This window comes from Thalassobacillus sp. B23F22_16, assembly GCF_043496955.1.
Lineage (GTDB): Bacteria > Bacillota > Bacilli > Bacillales > Halobacillaceae > Thalassobacillus > Thalassobacillus devorans_A.
Genome location: NZ_JBIEKD010000013.1, coordinates 91,638 through 107,217, shown reverse-complemented (window position 1 = coordinate 107,217; position 15,580 = coordinate 91,638). Strand labels below are relative to the sequence as shown.

Annotated in this window: 17 protein-coding genes; 7 read left to right on the top strand and 10 right to left on the bottom strand. The window is 45.5% G+C overall.

Features of this window, described 5'->3' with window-relative positions:
• Positions 1–41 precede the first annotated feature (41 nt).
• The 4 genes from ACGTNI_RS11885 to desA form a co-directional block, all read right to left on the bottom strand.
• Entirely contained in the window at positions 42–1,253 is a 1,212-nt protein-coding gene (locus ACGTNI_RS11885; protein ID WP_394462645.1) for a C45 family autoproteolytic acyltransferase/hydrolase, read from the bottom strand.
• Positions 1,254–1,605: 352 nt separating this feature from the next.
• Positions 1,606–2,205, bottom strand: coding sequence for a response regulator (locus tag ACGTNI_RS11880; RefSeq protein WP_394462643.1), 600 nt, complete (start codon positions 2,203–2,205; stop codon positions 1,606–1,608).
• Complete coding sequence (locus ACGTNI_RS11875; RefSeq protein WP_394462641.1) at positions 2,202–3,344, bottom strand: sensor histidine kinase; 1,143 nt, start codon at positions 3,342–3,344, stop codon at positions 2,202–2,204. Before ACGTNI_RS11875 ends, ACGTNI_RS11880 begins: the two co-directional genes overlap by 4 nt.
• 80 nt (positions 3,345–3,424) lie before the next feature.
• Positions 3,425–4,477 (bottom strand): Delta(5) desaturase DesA, encoded by a 1,053-nt coding sequence (gene desA / locus ACGTNI_RS11870; RefSeq protein ID WP_394462639.1) that lies wholly within the window; start codon positions 4,475–4,477, stop codon positions 3,425–3,427.
• Between the two features lie 245 nt (positions 4,478–4,722).
• Here desA and ACGTNI_RS11865 point away from each other — a divergent pair, with 245 nt between their 5' ends.
• The 3 genes from ACGTNI_RS11865 to ACGTNI_RS11855 are packed head-to-tail and all read left to right on the top strand — an operon-like array spanning position 4,723 to position 7,136.
• Positions 4,723–5,973: a vWA domain-containing protein gene (locus ACGTNI_RS11865; protein ID WP_394462637.1), complete on the top strand. Its 1,251-nt coding sequence runs from the start codon at positions 4,723–4,725 to the stop codon at positions 5,971–5,973.
• A gap of 1 nt (position 5,974) precedes the next feature.
• A complete protein-coding gene (locus tag ACGTNI_RS11860; RefSeq protein WP_394462635.1) occupies positions 5,975–6,928 on the top strand; it encodes an endonuclease I family protein in 954 nt (317 codons plus the stop codon).
• A gap of 31 nt (positions 6,929–6,959) precedes the next feature.
• Positions 6,960–7,136: a hypothetical protein gene (locus tag ACGTNI_RS11855; protein ID WP_394462633.1), complete on the top strand. Its 177-nt coding sequence runs from the start codon at positions 6,960–6,962 to the stop codon at positions 7,134–7,136.
• Between the two features lie 45 nt (positions 7,137–7,181).
• Here ACGTNI_RS11855 and ACGTNI_RS11850 read toward each other — a convergent pair whose 3' ends face one another.
• Both ACGTNI_RS11850 and ACGTNI_RS11845 read right to left on the bottom strand, forming a co-directional pair.
• Positions 7,182–7,385 carry a hypothetical protein gene (locus ACGTNI_RS11850; RefSeq protein WP_394462631.1) on the bottom strand — a complete coding sequence of 68 codons (204 nt, stop codon included), beginning with the start codon at positions 7,383–7,385 and terminating at the stop codon, positions 7,182–7,184.
• A gap of 86 nt (positions 7,386–7,471) precedes the next feature.
• A complete protein-coding gene (locus ACGTNI_RS11845) occupies positions 7,472–8,131 on the bottom strand; it encodes an NAD(P)-binding domain-containing protein (protein WP_394462629.1) in 660 nt (219 codons plus the stop codon).
• Between the two features lie 192 nt (positions 8,132–8,323).
• On the opposite strand from ACGTNI_RS11845, the gene ACGTNI_RS11840 reads away from it, so the two are divergent.
• Complete coding sequence (locus ACGTNI_RS11840; protein ID WP_394462627.1) at positions 8,324–9,535, top strand: M14 family zinc carboxypeptidase; 1,212 nt, start codon at positions 8,324–8,326, stop codon at positions 9,533–9,535.
• Positions 9,536–9,584: 49 nt separating this feature from the next.
• Here the strand turns inward: ACGTNI_RS11840 and ACGTNI_RS11835 are convergent, their stop codons facing one another.
• Entirely contained in the window at positions 9,585–10,169 is a 585-nt protein-coding gene (locus ACGTNI_RS11835) for an LOG family protein (RefSeq protein ID WP_394462625.1), read from the bottom strand.
• A gap of 183 nt (positions 10,170–10,352) precedes the next feature.
• On the opposite strand from ACGTNI_RS11835, the gene ACGTNI_RS11830 reads away from it, so the two are divergent.
• The 3 genes from ACGTNI_RS11830 to ACGTNI_RS11820 all read left to right on the top strand — a co-directional run bounded on the left by ACGTNI_RS11830 (position 10,353) and on the right by ACGTNI_RS11820 (position 12,962).
• Entirely contained in the window at positions 10,353–11,096 is a 744-nt protein-coding gene (locus ACGTNI_RS11830) for an SDR family oxidoreductase (RefSeq protein ID WP_394462623.1), read from the top strand.
• A 117-nt stretch (positions 11,097–11,213) separates the two neighbouring features.
• Positions 11,214–12,308 carry an NAD(P)-dependent alcohol dehydrogenase gene (locus ACGTNI_RS11825; protein WP_394462621.1) on the top strand — a complete coding sequence of 365 codons (1,095 nt, stop codon included), beginning with the start codon at positions 11,214–11,216 and terminating at the stop codon, positions 12,306–12,308.
• A gap of 111 nt (positions 12,309–12,419) precedes the next feature.
• Positions 12,420–12,962 (top strand): GNAT family N-acetyltransferase, encoded by a 543-nt coding sequence (locus tag ACGTNI_RS11820; RefSeq protein WP_394462619.1) that lies wholly within the window; start codon positions 12,420–12,422, stop codon positions 12,960–12,962.
• Positions 12,963–13,029: 67 nt separating this feature from the next.
• On the opposite strand, the gene ACGTNI_RS11815 is transcribed toward ACGTNI_RS11820, so the two are convergent.
• The 3 genes from ACGTNI_RS11815 to ACGTNI_RS11805 form a co-directional block, all read right to left on the bottom strand.
• Positions 13,030–13,836 (bottom strand): C40 family peptidase, encoded by an 807-nt coding sequence (locus ACGTNI_RS11815; protein ID WP_394462617.1) that lies wholly within the window; start codon positions 13,834–13,836, stop codon positions 13,030–13,032.
• A gap of 222 nt (positions 13,837–14,058) precedes the next feature.
• Positions 14,059–14,538 carry a PaaI family thioesterase gene (locus ACGTNI_RS11810; RefSeq protein ID WP_394462615.1) on the bottom strand — a complete coding sequence of 160 codons (480 nt, stop codon included), beginning with the start codon at positions 14,536–14,538 and terminating at the stop codon, positions 14,059–14,061.
• A gap of 47 nt (positions 14,539–14,585) precedes the next feature.
• Positions 14,586–15,500, bottom strand: coding sequence for an AEC family transporter (locus ACGTNI_RS11805; protein WP_394462613.1), 915 nt, complete (start codon positions 15,498–15,500; stop codon positions 14,586–14,588).
• Positions 15,501–15,580 lie beyond the last annotated feature (80 nt).

Genomic DNA, 15,580 nt, shown 5'->3' with positions numbered 1-15,580 from the left:
AAAAAGGGAGCTTCTCCAATGAGGGGAGCTCCCTTACATAATTAGTTTCGGTCCGCTGTTGTTTCTTCCAATCGGTCACTTTGCTTACCGGAAAGGAATGGATCCGGAATGTGCGGGCGATCGACATCAAATGGAATCGCAGGCGCAACGCTCGGCTGGCCAAGCTGTCCCCACATTCTTTCTTTTGACCCATCGAACGTGCCGGTAGATACAGTACCCATCGGGATCCCGTTGATTTCGGTCTGGGAGTCGATCCAGTAGGTGCTGTCCGGACCATTCTGATCTTCGGATAACTTAATCAATGTCTGGGCGCCAATTTTTCCTGTGGCTTGTTCCATCAGGTCAGTGGCACGACTCAACCGTTCTTCAGTCGATACATACCAGCTCCAGTCGTTATCTTCCAGGTTATCCATATCCAAAGCTTCATATTGTTCCATACCATCCAGAATATAATGGTTGGTATGTACCATCACGTCATCTTCTACCCATTGAACAGCGGTTGCTGTATGAGTCGCTTCGACGAATGCCGCATTGTCACTATCGGCAATCCCATAGTTAGAGCCTGATGAACGTTGAATTTCTTCGATAAAGGCGACAGCGTCTGCGGCATCTTCTGCATTTTCTAACGCGAGTCGGATGACATCAAGGTTCCCGTAACCTGGGCCACGGTCCCATGTATCCAGAACGTTGTTACCGACGGAAACACCACTTTCATTGATTCCCATCGCGATGCCGGTATAGCCTGCGCTTGTGATGCCGATGAATTTCTCTCCATTCTCCGGTTCCACTTGAACGACCACTTGCGCTGCACCGCGCATGGCATCACGGTTTTTATGGTAAAAAGCGTTGCCTGATTTTGTCGCATCGCCACTGGCTAAGACAGTGGTACAACCTTCTGCAAGGACGTCTTCCCCTAATGCATTAAACGCAAGCAAGTCATCATAGCTCACATCCGTACTCTCTGCCATCGCTTTCAGCTGATCGATCTGTTGTGGGTTTTTCTTGCTTAAAAATTCTTCGTAGGCAGCTGCGGTTTCAGCATAGTCCATGTCCAGCTGGATAGTTGCAGCCGTCTGCTTGAATAATATAATATTCTGCTGGATTTCCTCCTTTGCCAGTTTCCCATACTGCTGTCCGATTTCCTTGGCATTTCCTTTCAGGTAGATGGTCGGATCTTCGTTAGCCTCCGCTCCATTCCCGCCGAGTGGAAAAGCTGCCAGCATAAGTACCAATGCTATCGCTAACATTTTCATAAAGCCTTTCATCTTACCAGTCCCTTCCTGTGGATTTATAATCTATTCTAGTGATTAATAGGGGAGATGGAAGGCTTCTGGAAGAAAATCTACCAATCGTTCTATAAAGATAGTACTTTTTCAGGGAGAGTGAGGTTCGCCTGTCCAGTAAAGGGAAAGAGTGTCTAGATTGGAGGGGGCACTGTCTAGTAACATTTGAATACTGTCTAGTAAATCCTCGAAAGTGTCGAATAAAGCTTTGAAAAATTAAAGGACGGATGTCTAGTAACGAGCGGGTATTGTCCAGTATCCCGGCTCCTATGTATAAATGCCATGTCCCTTGCTGGAGACATGGCGATCATTGTATATAGTTTTATTTGAACCAGCCTTTTTCCTTAAAACGGGAGATTGCCTCAATACGGTTGCCGACTTCGAGTTTTTCCAAAATTACAGAGATGTAATTACGGACGGTACCGGGAGTGATGTACAGCTGCTTTGAGATTTCTTTCGTGTTTTTTCCATCAGCCATCAGCTGGATGACTTGCTTTTCCCGTTCGGTCAGCGGGTTGTCCTCACTGTAAGCGAGGTCTACGAGCTCCGGTGCATAGATGCGCTGGCCGTCCATGATTTTCCGAATGGAAGCCGCAAGCTCTTCACTTGGACTGTCTTTCAACAAGTAACCGCTGACCTCGGCTTTCTGGGCACGGGCAAAATAACCAGCTCGTGCAAATGTTGTAAGGATGATGATTTTGCACGGATGGTCTTTAAGTTCTTCGGCGGCATCCAGGCCGGTTTTCACTGGCATTTCAATATCCATGATACAGACATCAGGGTCATGTTTTTTCACGAGTTCGCACGCTTCTTCTCCATTGCTGGCACTGCCGATGACTTCCATATCTTCTTCAAGGTCAAGCAGTGAACCAAGTGCTCCTAACAGCATGCGTTGATCTTCGGCTATGACAATGCGAATCATACCGATTCCTCCTGTTTGGTTGATTGGATAATGTTCGGCACCTCAATGTAAAGGCTGGTGCCACCGCCTGGTGGAGAGGACACGCCCAAGGTTCCATTGACAAATTCCAGGCGCTCTCTCATGCCTTGCAGGCCATGCCCGTGCATGCCGGCTTTTTCCTTAGCAATGCCGGTACCGTTATCTTCCACGCTTACCCTCGTTTTTTCCTTCGACTGCTGGACATGGATGCGGCAGACCGTCGCTTGACTGTGTTTGACGACATTCGTGCATGCTTCCTTCAAACTCATGCTCAGCACGTTTTCGACTAATGGGGGGGCATGCTTCAGGTTTGTATCTCCCTCAAGCTCAAATTCGATTTGGGCCGCCTCCAGTAACTGCTGAACGCGGATGACTTCTTCTTCAAGCTTGGCACCTTTCATATTCGCCACCATTTCCCGCACTTCCTTCAAGGCGGTCCGTGCCGTCTGGTTGATATCATGAATTTCTTTTTTTGCGGCTTCCGGCTTCGCCTCTAACAGCTTCCCGGCTAAATCGCTTTTCAAGCCGATCAACGAAAGCTTTTGCCCCAGAGTATCATGTAAATCCCGGGCAATCCGCTCCCGTTCTTCAATCACCCGCAGCTGGGAGATTCGTTTGTTGGCATCTTCCAGTTGTCCTTCGAGGGCGATTCTTTTATTCCGGTAGTATATCGTAAACGGAAGCAAAATCACCCCAAGCACACTGATGATGATAAACGGCAGGTGAGGAAACAGGGATTCATTTTTGATAATGAAAACGAACGTCGTCGTAGCGACAGTTGTGGTGAGATGAACAATATATAAAGTTAGAAATCCTGCTTTACTTCGGATATTCCCGATGAAAAATGCGAGAAACAGTGCGAAGTAGATATAGCCGAACAGGATCGTCATCACAATGCTGATCGCCATCTCGATACTGACCCAGACATAGACCATCCAGTTATCGGAAATGAAGGATAATCGGTAGGCAAGGAAAAATAGCAGTACCATGAGTATGCCTAACACGATATCCAGAACGGAAGACGACCGGAAAATGAAAAAGAATGGCAGACCACAGAAGATAATCCAGACATAGATGCTGAGTCCTGTGTTTTTCGGAATGATATGGTACCAGTTCTGCATAGTGGCCTCCTTGTTGTTGTAATTATCTTTATTGTACAAGAAAACACCCATTCCATGCTGTATGAATGGGTGTTTGTAGATTATTTTTGCTGGAATCCCGGCTGCTTAGTCGCCAGTTTAGCAGCTTGCGGTTTTTTCATGCGTTGTTTCACTTCTTTGAAACTTACGAAGGTCTTATTCTCTTCATCATACAAGCGGAAGCGGAGCGATTCTAAACTCGAAGCCATCGTAATTGTCGTCGCCTTCTGAAGCGGCGGTGTTGACTCATGCGCTTCTTCGAGATGATAGTTAGGCACTCTCGGACTTAAGTGGTGGACGTGATGGTAGCCTATGCTTCCGGAAATCCATTCTAACACCTTTGGAAGCTTATAATAAGAACTTCCATCGACAGCTGCTTTGACGAAGTCCCACTCACTTTCCTCTTCAAAGTAGGAATCTTCGAATTGATGCTGTACGTAAAATAACCAAATGCCAAGTGCTCCTGCTACATATAGAACGGGAAGCTGGATTAACAAAAATGCCTGCCAGCCGACTGCCCAAATCAATAGTGAATAGAGAACCACTACCGATACGTTGGTCAAGTACGTATTTCTGCGTTCTTTTTTCTTGGCATCTTTACGGTTGAACCGATTGGTGATCAGGAACAAGTAAAGCGGTCCAAGGCCGAACATGACGAGCGGATTACGGTAAAAACGGTACGCCAGACGCTCCCACGTTCCGGCTTTTTTATATTCTTCCACAGTCATAACCCAGATATCTCCGGTACCCCGCTTATCAAGGTTGCCACTTGTCGCGTGGTGAATCGCGTGCTCCCGCTTCCATTTTTCAAAAGGAAACAGCGTCAAAATTCCTGTAATCGTCCCAACAATCCGGTTCGCTTTATTGCTTTTGAAAAACGATTGGTGGGTACAGTCGTGGAATATGATGAACAATCGTACGACAAACCCGCCTGCAATCACGGAAAGACCAAGGGTCAGCCATACCGACACGGTCAGGCTCTGATAAGCCAGAAACCATAGCAGAAGAAGTGGTACCATCGTGTTGATCAGCTGACGGACGCCAATCATGGTGTCTGGCTTAGCGAAAGTAGATACATTCTTTTTCAGTTGTGCTTGTTTTTTTTGATCAGTCATGGAATTAACTCCTTAATCGTACTTAGTAATATGGCTTTCAAATACGCCATCCCTATCATAAAAAAATACTGTCATGGATGTAAGACATAAACGTCAGGTAGCATACATGACAAATGTCATATAGTACACCCCGGGGCCTCCAAAATCTGGAGGCCCCGGGGTGTACCTATACAATTTTCAGATAGGGTGGAGGACTCGTGCGGTGCTATCCTATAATTACCATTTACAATAGAGGAGTGTTAAGTATGAGCAAGTCTGTAAGTTTCACCCACGCCCTTCAGTACCCGTATGTGCCGACGACCGGCAAAGATCCCTTGTTCCTTTTGCTGGAGCTGACCGCAGATGATGTAAAAGAATTGAACCGTTCCCCGATTAATCTGTCGGTAGTATTGGACCGGAGCGGGTCAATGACAGGAAAACCCCTGGAATACTGTAAAGAAGCAAGCAAGTTCATTGTCAATCAGCTTTCTGACCAGGATTTGATGAATATGGTCGTCTTTGATGGGGAGGTAGAAACAGTCTTTGAAGCGCAGCCAGTCACCCATAAAGATGCATTGAAAAACAGCATTGACGCAATGGAAACACGCGGGATAACCAATTTGAGCGGAGGGTTGATTCAGGGTTGTCAGAATGTGCTCCAGCAGCCGGTCGACGACTATGTCAACCGGGTTCTGCTGCTCTCAGATGGCGTAGCCAATGCCGGAATCACGGATATCGACCAGCTTAAATATATTACAGAAGACTACCACACAGCCGGGGCCGTTACGACCACGATGGGTGTCAGCGAGCACTTTGACGAAGAATTATTGGAGACAATTGCAGATGCAGGCAAGGGTAACTTTTATTTTATTGACAAGGTGGAAGCCATCCCGGACATTTTTGCAAAAGAATTAGAGGGGCTGCTATCCGTCGTTGGTCAAAATGTAACCCTGACGCTAAAACCCGCTGAGGGAGTGACCATCAAAAGTGTGCTCGGCTACGAATCCCGTGAAACAGCCGGTGGAGTGGAAATCAAGCTGGGCGATCTCTATGCGAAGGAAACGAAATCGCTGCTGATTGAGTGTGCTGTCCCGCCAGGCAGGGTAGGGGAGGCAGAGCTGATGCAAGTCGCAGGTTCATTCGTGGACGTCACGGAGAGAGCAAAACCGCAATCCTTCGTTCATCCTGTCTCTGTCACCTATACGAAAGACCTCGAAAAATTGGCACAATCCAGTGATCATGAAGTAGATAAACAGGTGCGAATAACTAAGTCTGCCCAAACATTGGAGCAGGCTCTGCAATTATTCGATGAAGGAGATATCGAAGAAGGAAAGAATCTATTATATAGCAACATCTCCCATATGGAAGATATGGCCAATGCACTGGGAGACGAGGAGCTATTAGTAGAATCAGCAGTTATGAAAGAGAAACTTGCAGATTTCGATTATTCCAAGCAGACAAGAAAGGAACTCCATGCCGAGAAATACCGGCAGATGAAGCGAAGAAAGCGGGATTAAGGTGAGATTATTCTGGGGGCCGATCGACCGGTCCCAGCAGTCAGGAGGGAAACAGGTGACATTTACCAATCAACAGAAGGAAACCTTGTTAGCTGTTACGACCGATCGGCACCAGCTTCATAAAATTCTGACCAGGGTAAAGACCAATAAACAGGCCATCAGGAAAAATGAGAAAACCTATTACGACGAAGAGAAGGATCGACAGAATCGGACAGCATACTATCAGTGCATCGATTTTGCTGATCCGGATACCTTGAAAAAACTTGAGAATCTGCTGGAACAAACACACACCAATCCAGTGAGATATGATCCTGGCGAATATGTCTATCCCTGGGTGGACCTTCGTCCAGGTGGCGGTCTGAAAAGCATTTATTCCGGGGAACAGCGAGAGGTGGAAGATGTGATCCGGGAAGACTATGAAACTTCGATCAAGCGTAAACAGGCACTGGAACAATCATCAGGTAATGAGGCGGCCAAAGCTCAATTGATACAAATCGCCAACCAGCTGAAATTTAATTGCGAGCACACCGTCCCGCAATCCTGGTATGATGCCAAAGAGCCCATGCGTGGCGATATCCACCAGCTCTTCACGTGCGACCCCTTATGCAACTCGATCAGAAGCAACTATCCTTATCATGATTTTGACAATTATGACCCGGAAACTATCGAAACCGAACGTATTGAAAAATCCTGCGGTAAAGCAGAAAATGAATTGTTTGAACCGGAATACGCCAAAGGTACTGTCGCCAGGGCGATGCTTTATTTTTTGCTTCGCTACCCTGACAAAATCGAACCAGCCCATCGAAAAACGATTGACGTTGCTCTGTTGTATGATTGGCACAGTAACTTTCCACCGGACATATACGAACGTCATCGCAACCAGGCGATCCAGGAAATTCAGGGTAACCGTAACCCTTATATTGACTTTCCTGAAGAAATGATGAAATTCAGTTAAAGATGATGCTTCATGGAATAGGGGGCTGGTAATGAGACTTAACCTTCTAGCAGGAATTCTGATCGGTTTTTCTATTGCATTTCTAATAAAAGGGGTATGGACGGGGGAGTTTGATTGGGGATGGTTGATAGCTATGCTTATCGGAGGAACCATAGGAGGTTTAATCATTAACTTCCTTGTTAGAGACTGGAAAAACGATAGTAAATAATAATAGGAGCAAAAACTCCGGGCAAATTTTTTGCCCGGAGCGTTTTCATTTACGCTGACCTGGTTTAATCATTTTGTATTTGGTATAACTCCACCAGGCTGCCACTACTATTGCCAGAACCACCGTGACGGTAAATAATAGGCCGTTCCCTTCACCGATGGCTTTCAGAACGATGGCTATTACGGCTAATAAAAGGGAAACTGTCTGGAGTACGGTTGCTTTTCTTTCTAAAGCTTTTGTGTTTTTCATTCTTTTAACTCCTTGTATAAACACTTACTGCGTTATTGTAGCACATTCCTGACCCTTCCAATGTTTCCTAGGAAACAATGCTTCTATTATTCACCCTTCACTTCTTTGACAACTTCCTGTCCAAAGTGCCCGAGTTTTCCTTCGCTGTAAGAGCGAATCACTTCAGGAGCCAGCGAACGCCATGCTCTTTCCTTATATTTAGCAGGGAGTCCTTTTTTTTCGAATTGTTCTTCTATTTCTACAGCAGCTTTTACAGCATGGTAGGTAGCCAGTTTATTAACGTTGATCACGACCTCCTCATTATCATTTTCTATACTTCCGACTTTTTGGAAGAGACCGATAAGAGAATCAGGCAGGGTTTGTTCACTGATAAACAGCCCATTTCCATGCTCTTGCAGGTCAGTGGCATGTCCCATGAATTTCAGACCTGCAAGGTGCACGTCTGGAAATGCATTTTTAATATCCTCTGTCATTAAGGATGTTGCCATATTAATAAATAGCGTTTCGGTGTTTTTATGATGATGGAGAAAAGGGATGATGGCATCCGCAGGCAGTGCCAGAAGTACAATGTCAAGTTCGCTGATTGCTTTTACCTGGTAGCCGTTCGGATAATCGTTGATGAAACTCTTTACTTTCTGCTGCTCGGGATGAAAGATACCAAGGGAGACCTCCTGCCGATACCAATGATTCATCATCGCCCTTCCCAATTTGCCGATTCCAGCCAGTCCGATTCTGCTTTTCGCCATAACATCAGCTCCTTTATCCATACTATCTTTCTATTATACAGTCTCGTAATCTTTTGAGAACACATGTCTGAGACATGAACCATAATTCCTAAATTAGTGAGCCGAACGTTCTGTTTTTACATTTTTCAAAAGGAACTGGTAGAAAAAGAACGAATAAAGTTGAATATTCTGAATTTATGAGGAGGAATTTCATTGACGAAAAAGAACAAACTCGCATTGCTGTGCAGTTCCGTCGTTCTGACAGCTGGTCTCGCCGCTCCTGTTTATGCCGATTCCCACGGGACGAATCCAGGTACACCGATAAACCAGGAATATTCCATCAATGGGTTTATCAGTCATGAGGAATTGAGCAACAAACTGGCTCAAATTGAAAAGAGCAGCCAGGGTGTCGTCGATGTAGAGGTAGCTGGTTATTCCAACCAGAACCGTGAAATCTATACGGCGACTGTTGGAACAGGCGATAAAGTTCTATTGCTCCAAAGTGAAATCCATGGAAATGAAAAGACAGGAACGGCTGCGTTGCTGAACATGCTGCAAAACATCGGTTCCAGTAATTCTCCGGAAATGAAGCAGTTACGAGAAGAGGTTACAATCGTAGCGATGCCGATGGTCAACCCGGATGCAACGGAACTGAATCGCCGGGGGAATGATATGACATGGGAAGATGTTGTGGAAGAGTTTCCACAGCTTGAAGATGCTCAGCCTTCCTGGAACTATTATACCTATACGAACCAGTATTGGGACTATGCCTCCCAGCCAGGTTTTGACGTCAACCGTGACTTCAACCCTGACTTGGACTATGTTCCACAGGCTGAGGATTTTCCTGCTGATTCCTCCGAGCCAGGATGGTACATTACACCGGAAGCTCAAACAGTACGTGATGTCTACAAAGGCTTGATGGAAGAGCACGGTAAAGTGGATGTTTTCGTTGACCTTCACCACCAGGGTGAATATTATGTGGAAGGAAGCGATGATAAGGTTACACTTTCCATCTCCGGGGACTTTATCCCGCATCCGGACAGCGAAGAAGGGGAAAAATATAGCGAGTACGCGGATACCTTTGATTTTGAGTTTTCTAAACAGTTGAATGTGGCGGTTTACGATGCGTTGCAGGAGCGAGGTGACTCACCGTTTGATAATATCACCCTTTACCCGCAGAATCTCAACCTTCCAGGAACTGCGCTCGGTTCGTTCGCCTTAAACGGCAGTGGTGCCGTCTTGTTTGAAGTAACCGGTCAGACACAAAGCTATGGTCAAAAGAAACGAGGACAGCTGGTAAAAGCTGTTGAGCTCGGTGTTTATGGTATCATCGATCAGGTGGCACCTGGAGACGTATATGAAATTGATGCCGATCGTTATTATGATATTCCGCTGACCGATCGCGATCAAGACTACGGCTTTTAATATGATAGCAATAAAAAATACAGACCGCATTCCTGCTGGTCTGTATTTTTTATGTTTGTTCTTCCGATATATAGGTTTTTGTTTCACGTGGAACATTGTATTGTAAAAGTTGCTTTACCAGGCCTTCCGGGTCCTCATCGACTAACGTCATCGTCCGGTGCTCTTCTGCCAGGAAGCGCTCCTTGGCCATGTGATTGAACAAGGCAACAAGCGGCTCATAATATTGGTTGATATTATAGAGGCCGAATGGTTTGCGATGAAGTCCAAGCTGAGCCCAGGTGAAGATTTCGAAAAACTCTTCCATCGTTCCCGCTCCGCCTGGCATTACGATAAACCCATCGGCAAGCTCTGCCATCTTCGCTTTTCTTTCATGCATCGAATCCACCATGATCAGTTCGGATAAGTGCTGGTGGGTATGTTCTTTTTCATCAAGAAAACCTGGCATGACTCCAATGGCCTGTCCATTTTCTTCAAGTACGGCATCTGCAATGGTCCCCATCATGCCGACGCTTGATCCGCCGTAGACAAGGGTGATGTTTTGTCTTGCCATTACTTTACCTAAAGCTTTGGCCCCTTGTGCATAGACATCGGATGCACCCATGCTGGCTCCGCAAAACACAGCAATCTTGTCCATTTGCTCCCTCCTCTGTAAACAACATATTATAATATTCTTACACTAATTCTATGCTGTAAAACCGTAAACCTTTCAAAAATGAAAACAATTTTTGATTTTGAGATTCACTACTTAAGTTTAGCAGCTATTGAAAGTGGAATGGAATAGGGAGGTTAAAAAAATAATTTTAAGGAGGGCATTGGAATGCCTGATTTACAAGATAAAGTTGTCATTATTACTGGAGCTTCCAGTGGAATTGGTGAAGAAACCGCCAAAGAACTATCCTCGAAAGGCGCGAAGTTGGTCTTGGCCGCGCGACGTGAGGAACGGTTACAGGAATTGAGAGACAAGATCAATCAGGGTGGTGGAGAGGCCACTTACAAAGCTACCGATGTCACCAGTGCGGAGGAAATGGAACAATTAGCCCAACATGCGCTTGAAGAATTTGGTCAAATTGACGCACTGGTGAACAATGCCGGGCTGATGCCTCTATCCCTATTGAATAAACAAAAAGTGGACGAATGGGATAAAATGATCGATGTAAATATTCGTGGTGTATTATATGGAATTAACGCTGTACTTCCACACATGCGTGAACGGAAACAGGGACATATTATCAACCTTTCCTCTGTCGCAGGTCATGTTGTTTTCCCTGGCAGTGCCGTATACAGCGCCACCAAGTTTGCGGTCCGAGCGATTACCGATGGGTTGCGGATGGAAGAATCAAAAAACAGTAACATCCGGGCAACCATCATCTCACCAGGGGCTGTCTCTACAGAGCTTACCTCTACGATTACTGATGATGATCTGAAGTCCGGTGTTGATGACCTTTATGACATGGCGATCCAGCCAGACAGCATCGCAAGAACAATTCGTTTTGCGCTGGAAGAACCAGCAGAAGTAGCCATCAACGAAATCGTCGTGCGCCCAACCGAACAGGAAATGTAATAAAAGAACAGCCCTACCCCGGGTCCTCCAGATATTGGAACCTGAGTGGTGGGGTTTTTTAGGTTCCGTTTGGGGGAAAATTATTACCATGAGCTAAATGGAAGGGAGCGTTATACGATGGACATAAAAGCAGCGGTAACCCATGATAAGGGTGAGGATTTTAAAATAGAAGATGTTCAATTGGATGAGCCTAAGCATGATGAGGTGTTAATTAAAATAGTGGCAACGGGTGTCTGCCATACCGACGCTGTAGCGAGGGATCAGGATGTTCCAGTTCCACTTCCGGCAGTGCTTGGTCATGAAGGCGCCGGTATAGTCGAGAAAGTAGGAGATGGGGTTAGAACAGTAGGACCAGGTGACCATGTAGTGTTATCTTTCTCTTCATGCGGGCATTGTGAAAATTGCCATACTGGCCATCCAGCTTACTGTTTGGAGTTTAACAAGCTCAATTTTGGGGGGATCATGAACGATGAAACCAAACGACTCCATCAAGATGGAAAAGAGCTTTCCACCTTTTTTGGCCAATCCTCTTTCGGAACTTATGCTGTAGCTAATCAGAGAAACGTAGTAAAAGTGGATAAAGAGGTGGATTTAGAGCTGCTCGGACCGTTGGGGTGTGGCATACAAACAGGTGCAGGAACAGTATTGAATAAACTGAAGCCAAAGTTCGGCGAGTCTATTGCTGTCTACGGATGTGGTGCTGTAGGGCTAAGCGCCGTTATGGCAGCCAAAATCATCGGCTGTTCCAAAATTATAGCAATCGATGTCCACGATAGCAGACTCGAAATGGCAAAAGAGTTAGGAGCGACTCACACGATCAACGGGAAAGAAGTAGAAACGGTTGAAGAAATTAAAAACATCACCAGCGGCGGAACAAACTATGCTGTGGAGACAACCAGTGTTCCCGCTCTTGCCGTTCAGTCTGTCCAGGCTTTAAAGCCTCTTGGTACCTCAGCTGTTGTTGGAGTTACGCAAGAAACAGAATTCAATGTGTTTGAAGATATTATGGCTGAAGGGAAAGGCCTGGTCGGTGCCATTGAAGGCGACTCTGTCCCACAGGTATTTATCCCGCAACTCGTAGAGTATTATAAAGAAGGTAAATTCCCATTCGATAAGCTGGTGAAATTTTATGAAATGGATGAAATCAACCAGGCTTTCGAAGAATCTAAAGAAGGAAAAACCGTCAAGCCGATTGTAAAATTCAATGGCTGACTTAGGAAGCAAGACGCACTTATTACCAGGTGCGTCTTTAATTTTGAAAAAGTTCCCTTCTAGTTAAAAGTGTTAGAATAGAATCTAACCATAAATAGGGAGGGGAGTCCCATGTTTACATTTAAAATCGATGAAGATATATCGCTGAAATTACCGGAGGCTGCTGATGCTGATTGTGTGTTTGAATTGACGGATAATTCACGTGACCATCTGCGGGAATGGCTCGGGTGGGTAGATATGACAAAGCGTGTGGAAGATACGAAGGCTTTCATCCAGATTGCCAGAAAAGGGTACATAGAAAACAAAAGCCTGACCACTTTCATCCTCTATAAAGGAGAAATCGCAGGTACGGTTGGTTACAACAATATTGATTGGACGAACAAAGTAGCTTACATTGGCTATTGGCTCGGCGAAGCATATCAGGGAAACGGCATCATGACAAGGGTCGCAAAAGCACTGACCGATTATGCCTTCACGGAGTTAAGTTTGAACCGTGTCGATATCAAGGCAGCTTATGAGAATAAGAAAAGCCGGGCAGTTCCGGAGCGTCTGGGGTTCGTGGAAGAGGGAAGAATCCGACAGGCGGAATGGCTATACGACCATTATGTCGACCATGTCGTTTATGGCATGCTGAAAGAAAAATGGAAAAGATGATGTAACCAAAAATAATACCCCGAGCCCTCCAATATCTGGAGGACCCGGGGTAAATAACTTTCAACTATTATTGGAAGGATTTTACGCCTAGATAATGATCTTGCCAGTAGTCAATCGTAATGTCAGCTACTTCTACACCGTCAGACCCTGCGTGGATCATTTTGTTGTCGCCGATATAGATACCGCTGTGAGAAGCTCCTTCTGTATCATACGTACCTTCGAAGAAGATAACGTCGCCCACACTTGGAGATTCTACGGTAGTACCATTATTCAACCACATATCACTTTCTTTTCTATCCAGCTCAACGCCTACTTGTGCGAATACATACTGGATGAACCCACTGCTGTCAAAGCCGTCCGGAGTAGTTCCGCCCCATACATAAGGGGTACCGATGACACTCTCTGCGATGGCCACAACATCAGAAGAGGAAGCTGCCTCTTCAGAAGATGAATCCTCGGTAGCGTCATTCAAAGAAACCGTTTCTTCCTGAGCTTCTGTTTCTTCACTTTCCACATTTGCTGTTCCGTCAATCGCTGCCATCGTATCCGGCCCGGCAATTCCGTCTACGGCAAGACCCTGGTCTGACTGAAAGTCTTTAACTGCATCTTCTGTTATCGGACCGAAGATGCCGTCCAGGTTATATGTATAATAACCTAGTGCCTCCAAATCCGCCTGCAGTGCTTCTACCTCCTGGCCAGTGTCCCCATTATCTATATAAGACGTTTCTACCTGCGTTTCAGAAACATTGGAATCGTCCTGGGTAGGGTCAGCTTTTGCAAAAGCCCCTTCACTTAGAACGGGAATGAAGGCCAGTGACGTAACCAAAGCGGACGAGACAAGATATTTCCTTACTGAAAGTTTTGTGTTGTACATGAAATTCCTCCTAGAGAGTATTCGTGTTGTTGCAGCTTGTCGAAGCATGTCGCTTCCAAGCCAATACCTAGTCTAACAGATGAATACTGTAAAAAGGTTTCACTGACATTAAGCTGAGATAATAATAGTTTTACAAGAAATATAAGGTAAGGACACCATTTATGTATTTAAGTTCCTGCAAAAGGAAAGCCACCCTATTAATAGAGTGGCTGGGAAAATCTATTACTTGCCAAATGATTCCGGCATCAGCGCGGCAACTACTTCTCCACTAGAACAAAGCACATCACCGGCGTACACTTCTGTATGTACCTTGAATTTTTTAGGATGAATTTCTTCTACTGTTCCCACTGCTTTCAATGGAACGTCCTGAGGTGTCGGTTTCATAAATTTCACTTCCAAGGAAGCAGTTACAAAACGCGGCGCTTCTGCCCCATCACCAGGCTCATGCCCATTCTTACGGTGTAAGGCTAAAGCAGCTGACCCTGTTCCGTGACAATCGATTAAGGAAGCGGTCAAACCGCCATAAACAAAACCAGGCACAGCGGTATGTTCCGGACGTGGCGTGTAAACCGTCACCGTCTGAGCACCATCCCAACCCGTGCGGAACTGATGTCCTTCCTTATTCAGCCTGCCGCATCCATAACACCAGGAAAAATCATCGGGATAAACGTCTTGTATCGCATTCTCTACGTATTCTGCCAATCGATTCGCCTCCTTTTTCTTTTAGTATAGCATGAAAAAGGAGATTGCTAGGATACCGCACCAACGAGCCAGAGCATCAATGGCACGGTGATTAAACTGGCAACCGTTGTCACCAGTGTACTGTAGGAAACCAGCTGTGGTTCGGTGTTGAACTGCAGGGAATACATCGTCGTGTTCGCCGCCGTCGGCATCGCTGCTAAAATTATCAGGATACTGGCGAGCATCGGATCTAATCCCATGACCATCGTCAATAATAAAGCGATAACAGGTGAGACAATCAATCGTATCGAAAATATAGTCGAAAGGTCAGCCCATTTTACTGTCCCCTTCGTCAGTGATGCGAGCTGCATGCCGAGCACGATCATAATGGTAGGAATTGTAGCATCCGCAATGAAATTGACAGACTGCATAATGAACTCTGGAATGCTTACACTGAATACCTGTGTCATCAATCCCAGGATAACCGCATAGTTGATCGGCATCCGGGCAATTTTAACGAGCGAATCTTTAAAACTATGATCAGCCGTACTGCTTCCCCGGGCGGCAAAATAAAGACCTACCGTGTTCATTAATAACGATTGGACGACCATCATGATGATGGCATAGTCTACACCGGCTTCTCCGTAAGCAAATAAAATGATAGGAACACCATAGTTACCGCTGTTCATAAACACGCTGGCAAGTACTAACGCGGAAGACTTCGATTTTGATTGGGCTTGAATTTTTGAGACGACAACGACCAGTAAAATCAGAAGGAGCATCAGCGATACGCAAAAAATCACAATATATAAGTAATCGATGGTTACTTCATTCGTATAAAACGTCCGAAATGCCAGAAAAGGGTACATTAGGTAAAGAGCTGCCGTGGAGATAGATTTTCGGTCAAAGCCTATTTTCTTTTGCCCGATAAAACCGACAGCAAAAATAATAAAAGCTGGAATTACAATTAGAATGACGTCCATATTCTTCACCACATTCACTTGAAATTTAAAATCACAAAAGGAGCTGCCTCTGAAAGTTCAAAGACAGCCCCGGCATCCAT

What these genes read in the sequence shown, in the direction of transcription:
- ACGTNI_RS11855 (WP_394462633.1), top strand. Translation starts at nt 6,960, where the DNA reads ATGAGACTTAACCTTCTAGCAGGAATTCTGATCGGTTTTTCTATTGCA.
- desA (WP_394462639.1), bottom strand. Translation starts at nt 4,477, where the DNA reads ATGACTGATCAAAAAAAACAAGCACAACTGAAAAAGAATGTATCTACT.
- ACGTNI_RS11815 (WP_394462617.1), bottom strand. Translation starts at nt 13,836, where the DNA reads ATGTACAACACAAAACTTTCAGTAAGGAAATATCTTGTCTCGTCCGCT.
- ACGTNI_RS11875 (WP_394462641.1), bottom strand. Translation starts at nt 3,344, where the DNA reads ATGCAGAACTGGTACCATATCATTCCGAAAAACACAGGACTCAGCATC.
- ACGTNI_RS11825 (WP_394462621.1), top strand. Translation starts at nt 11,214, where the DNA reads ATGGACATAAAAGCAGCGGTAACCCATGATAAGGGTGAGGATTTTAAA.
- ACGTNI_RS11880 (WP_394462643.1), bottom strand. Translation starts at nt 2,205, where the DNA reads ATGATTCGCATTGTCATAGCCGAAGATCAACGCATGCTGTTAGGAGCA.
- ACGTNI_RS11835 (WP_394462625.1), bottom strand. Translation starts at nt 10,169, where the DNA reads ATGGACAAGATTGCTGTGTTTTGCGGAGCCAGCATGGGTGCATCCGAT.
- ACGTNI_RS11845 (WP_394462629.1), bottom strand. Translation starts at nt 8,131, where the DNA reads ATGGCGAAAAGCAGAATCGGACTGGCTGGAATCGGCAAATTGGGAAGG.
- ACGTNI_RS11805 (WP_394462613.1), bottom strand. Translation starts at nt 15,500, where the DNA reads ATGGACGTCATTCTAATTGTAATTCCAGCTTTTATTATTTTTGCTGTC.
- ACGTNI_RS11850 (WP_394462631.1), bottom strand. Translation starts at nt 7,385, where the DNA reads ATGAAAAACACAAAAGCTTTAGAAAGAAAAGCAACCGTACTCCAGACA.
- ACGTNI_RS11830 (WP_394462623.1), top strand. Translation starts at nt 10,353, where the DNA reads ATGCCTGATTTACAAGATAAAGTTGTCATTATTACTGGAGCTTCCAGT.
- ACGTNI_RS11865 (WP_394462637.1), top strand. Translation starts at nt 4,723, where the DNA reads ATGAGCAAGTCTGTAAGTTTCACCCACGCCCTTCAGTACCCGTATGTG.
- ACGTNI_RS11885 (WP_394462645.1), bottom strand. Translation starts at nt 1,253, where the DNA reads ATGAAAATGTTAGCGATAGCATTGGTACTTATGCTGGCAGCTTTTCCA.
- ACGTNI_RS11820 (WP_394462619.1), top strand. Translation starts at nt 12,420, where the DNA reads ATGTTTACATTTAAAATCGATGAAGATATATCGCTGAAATTACCGGAG.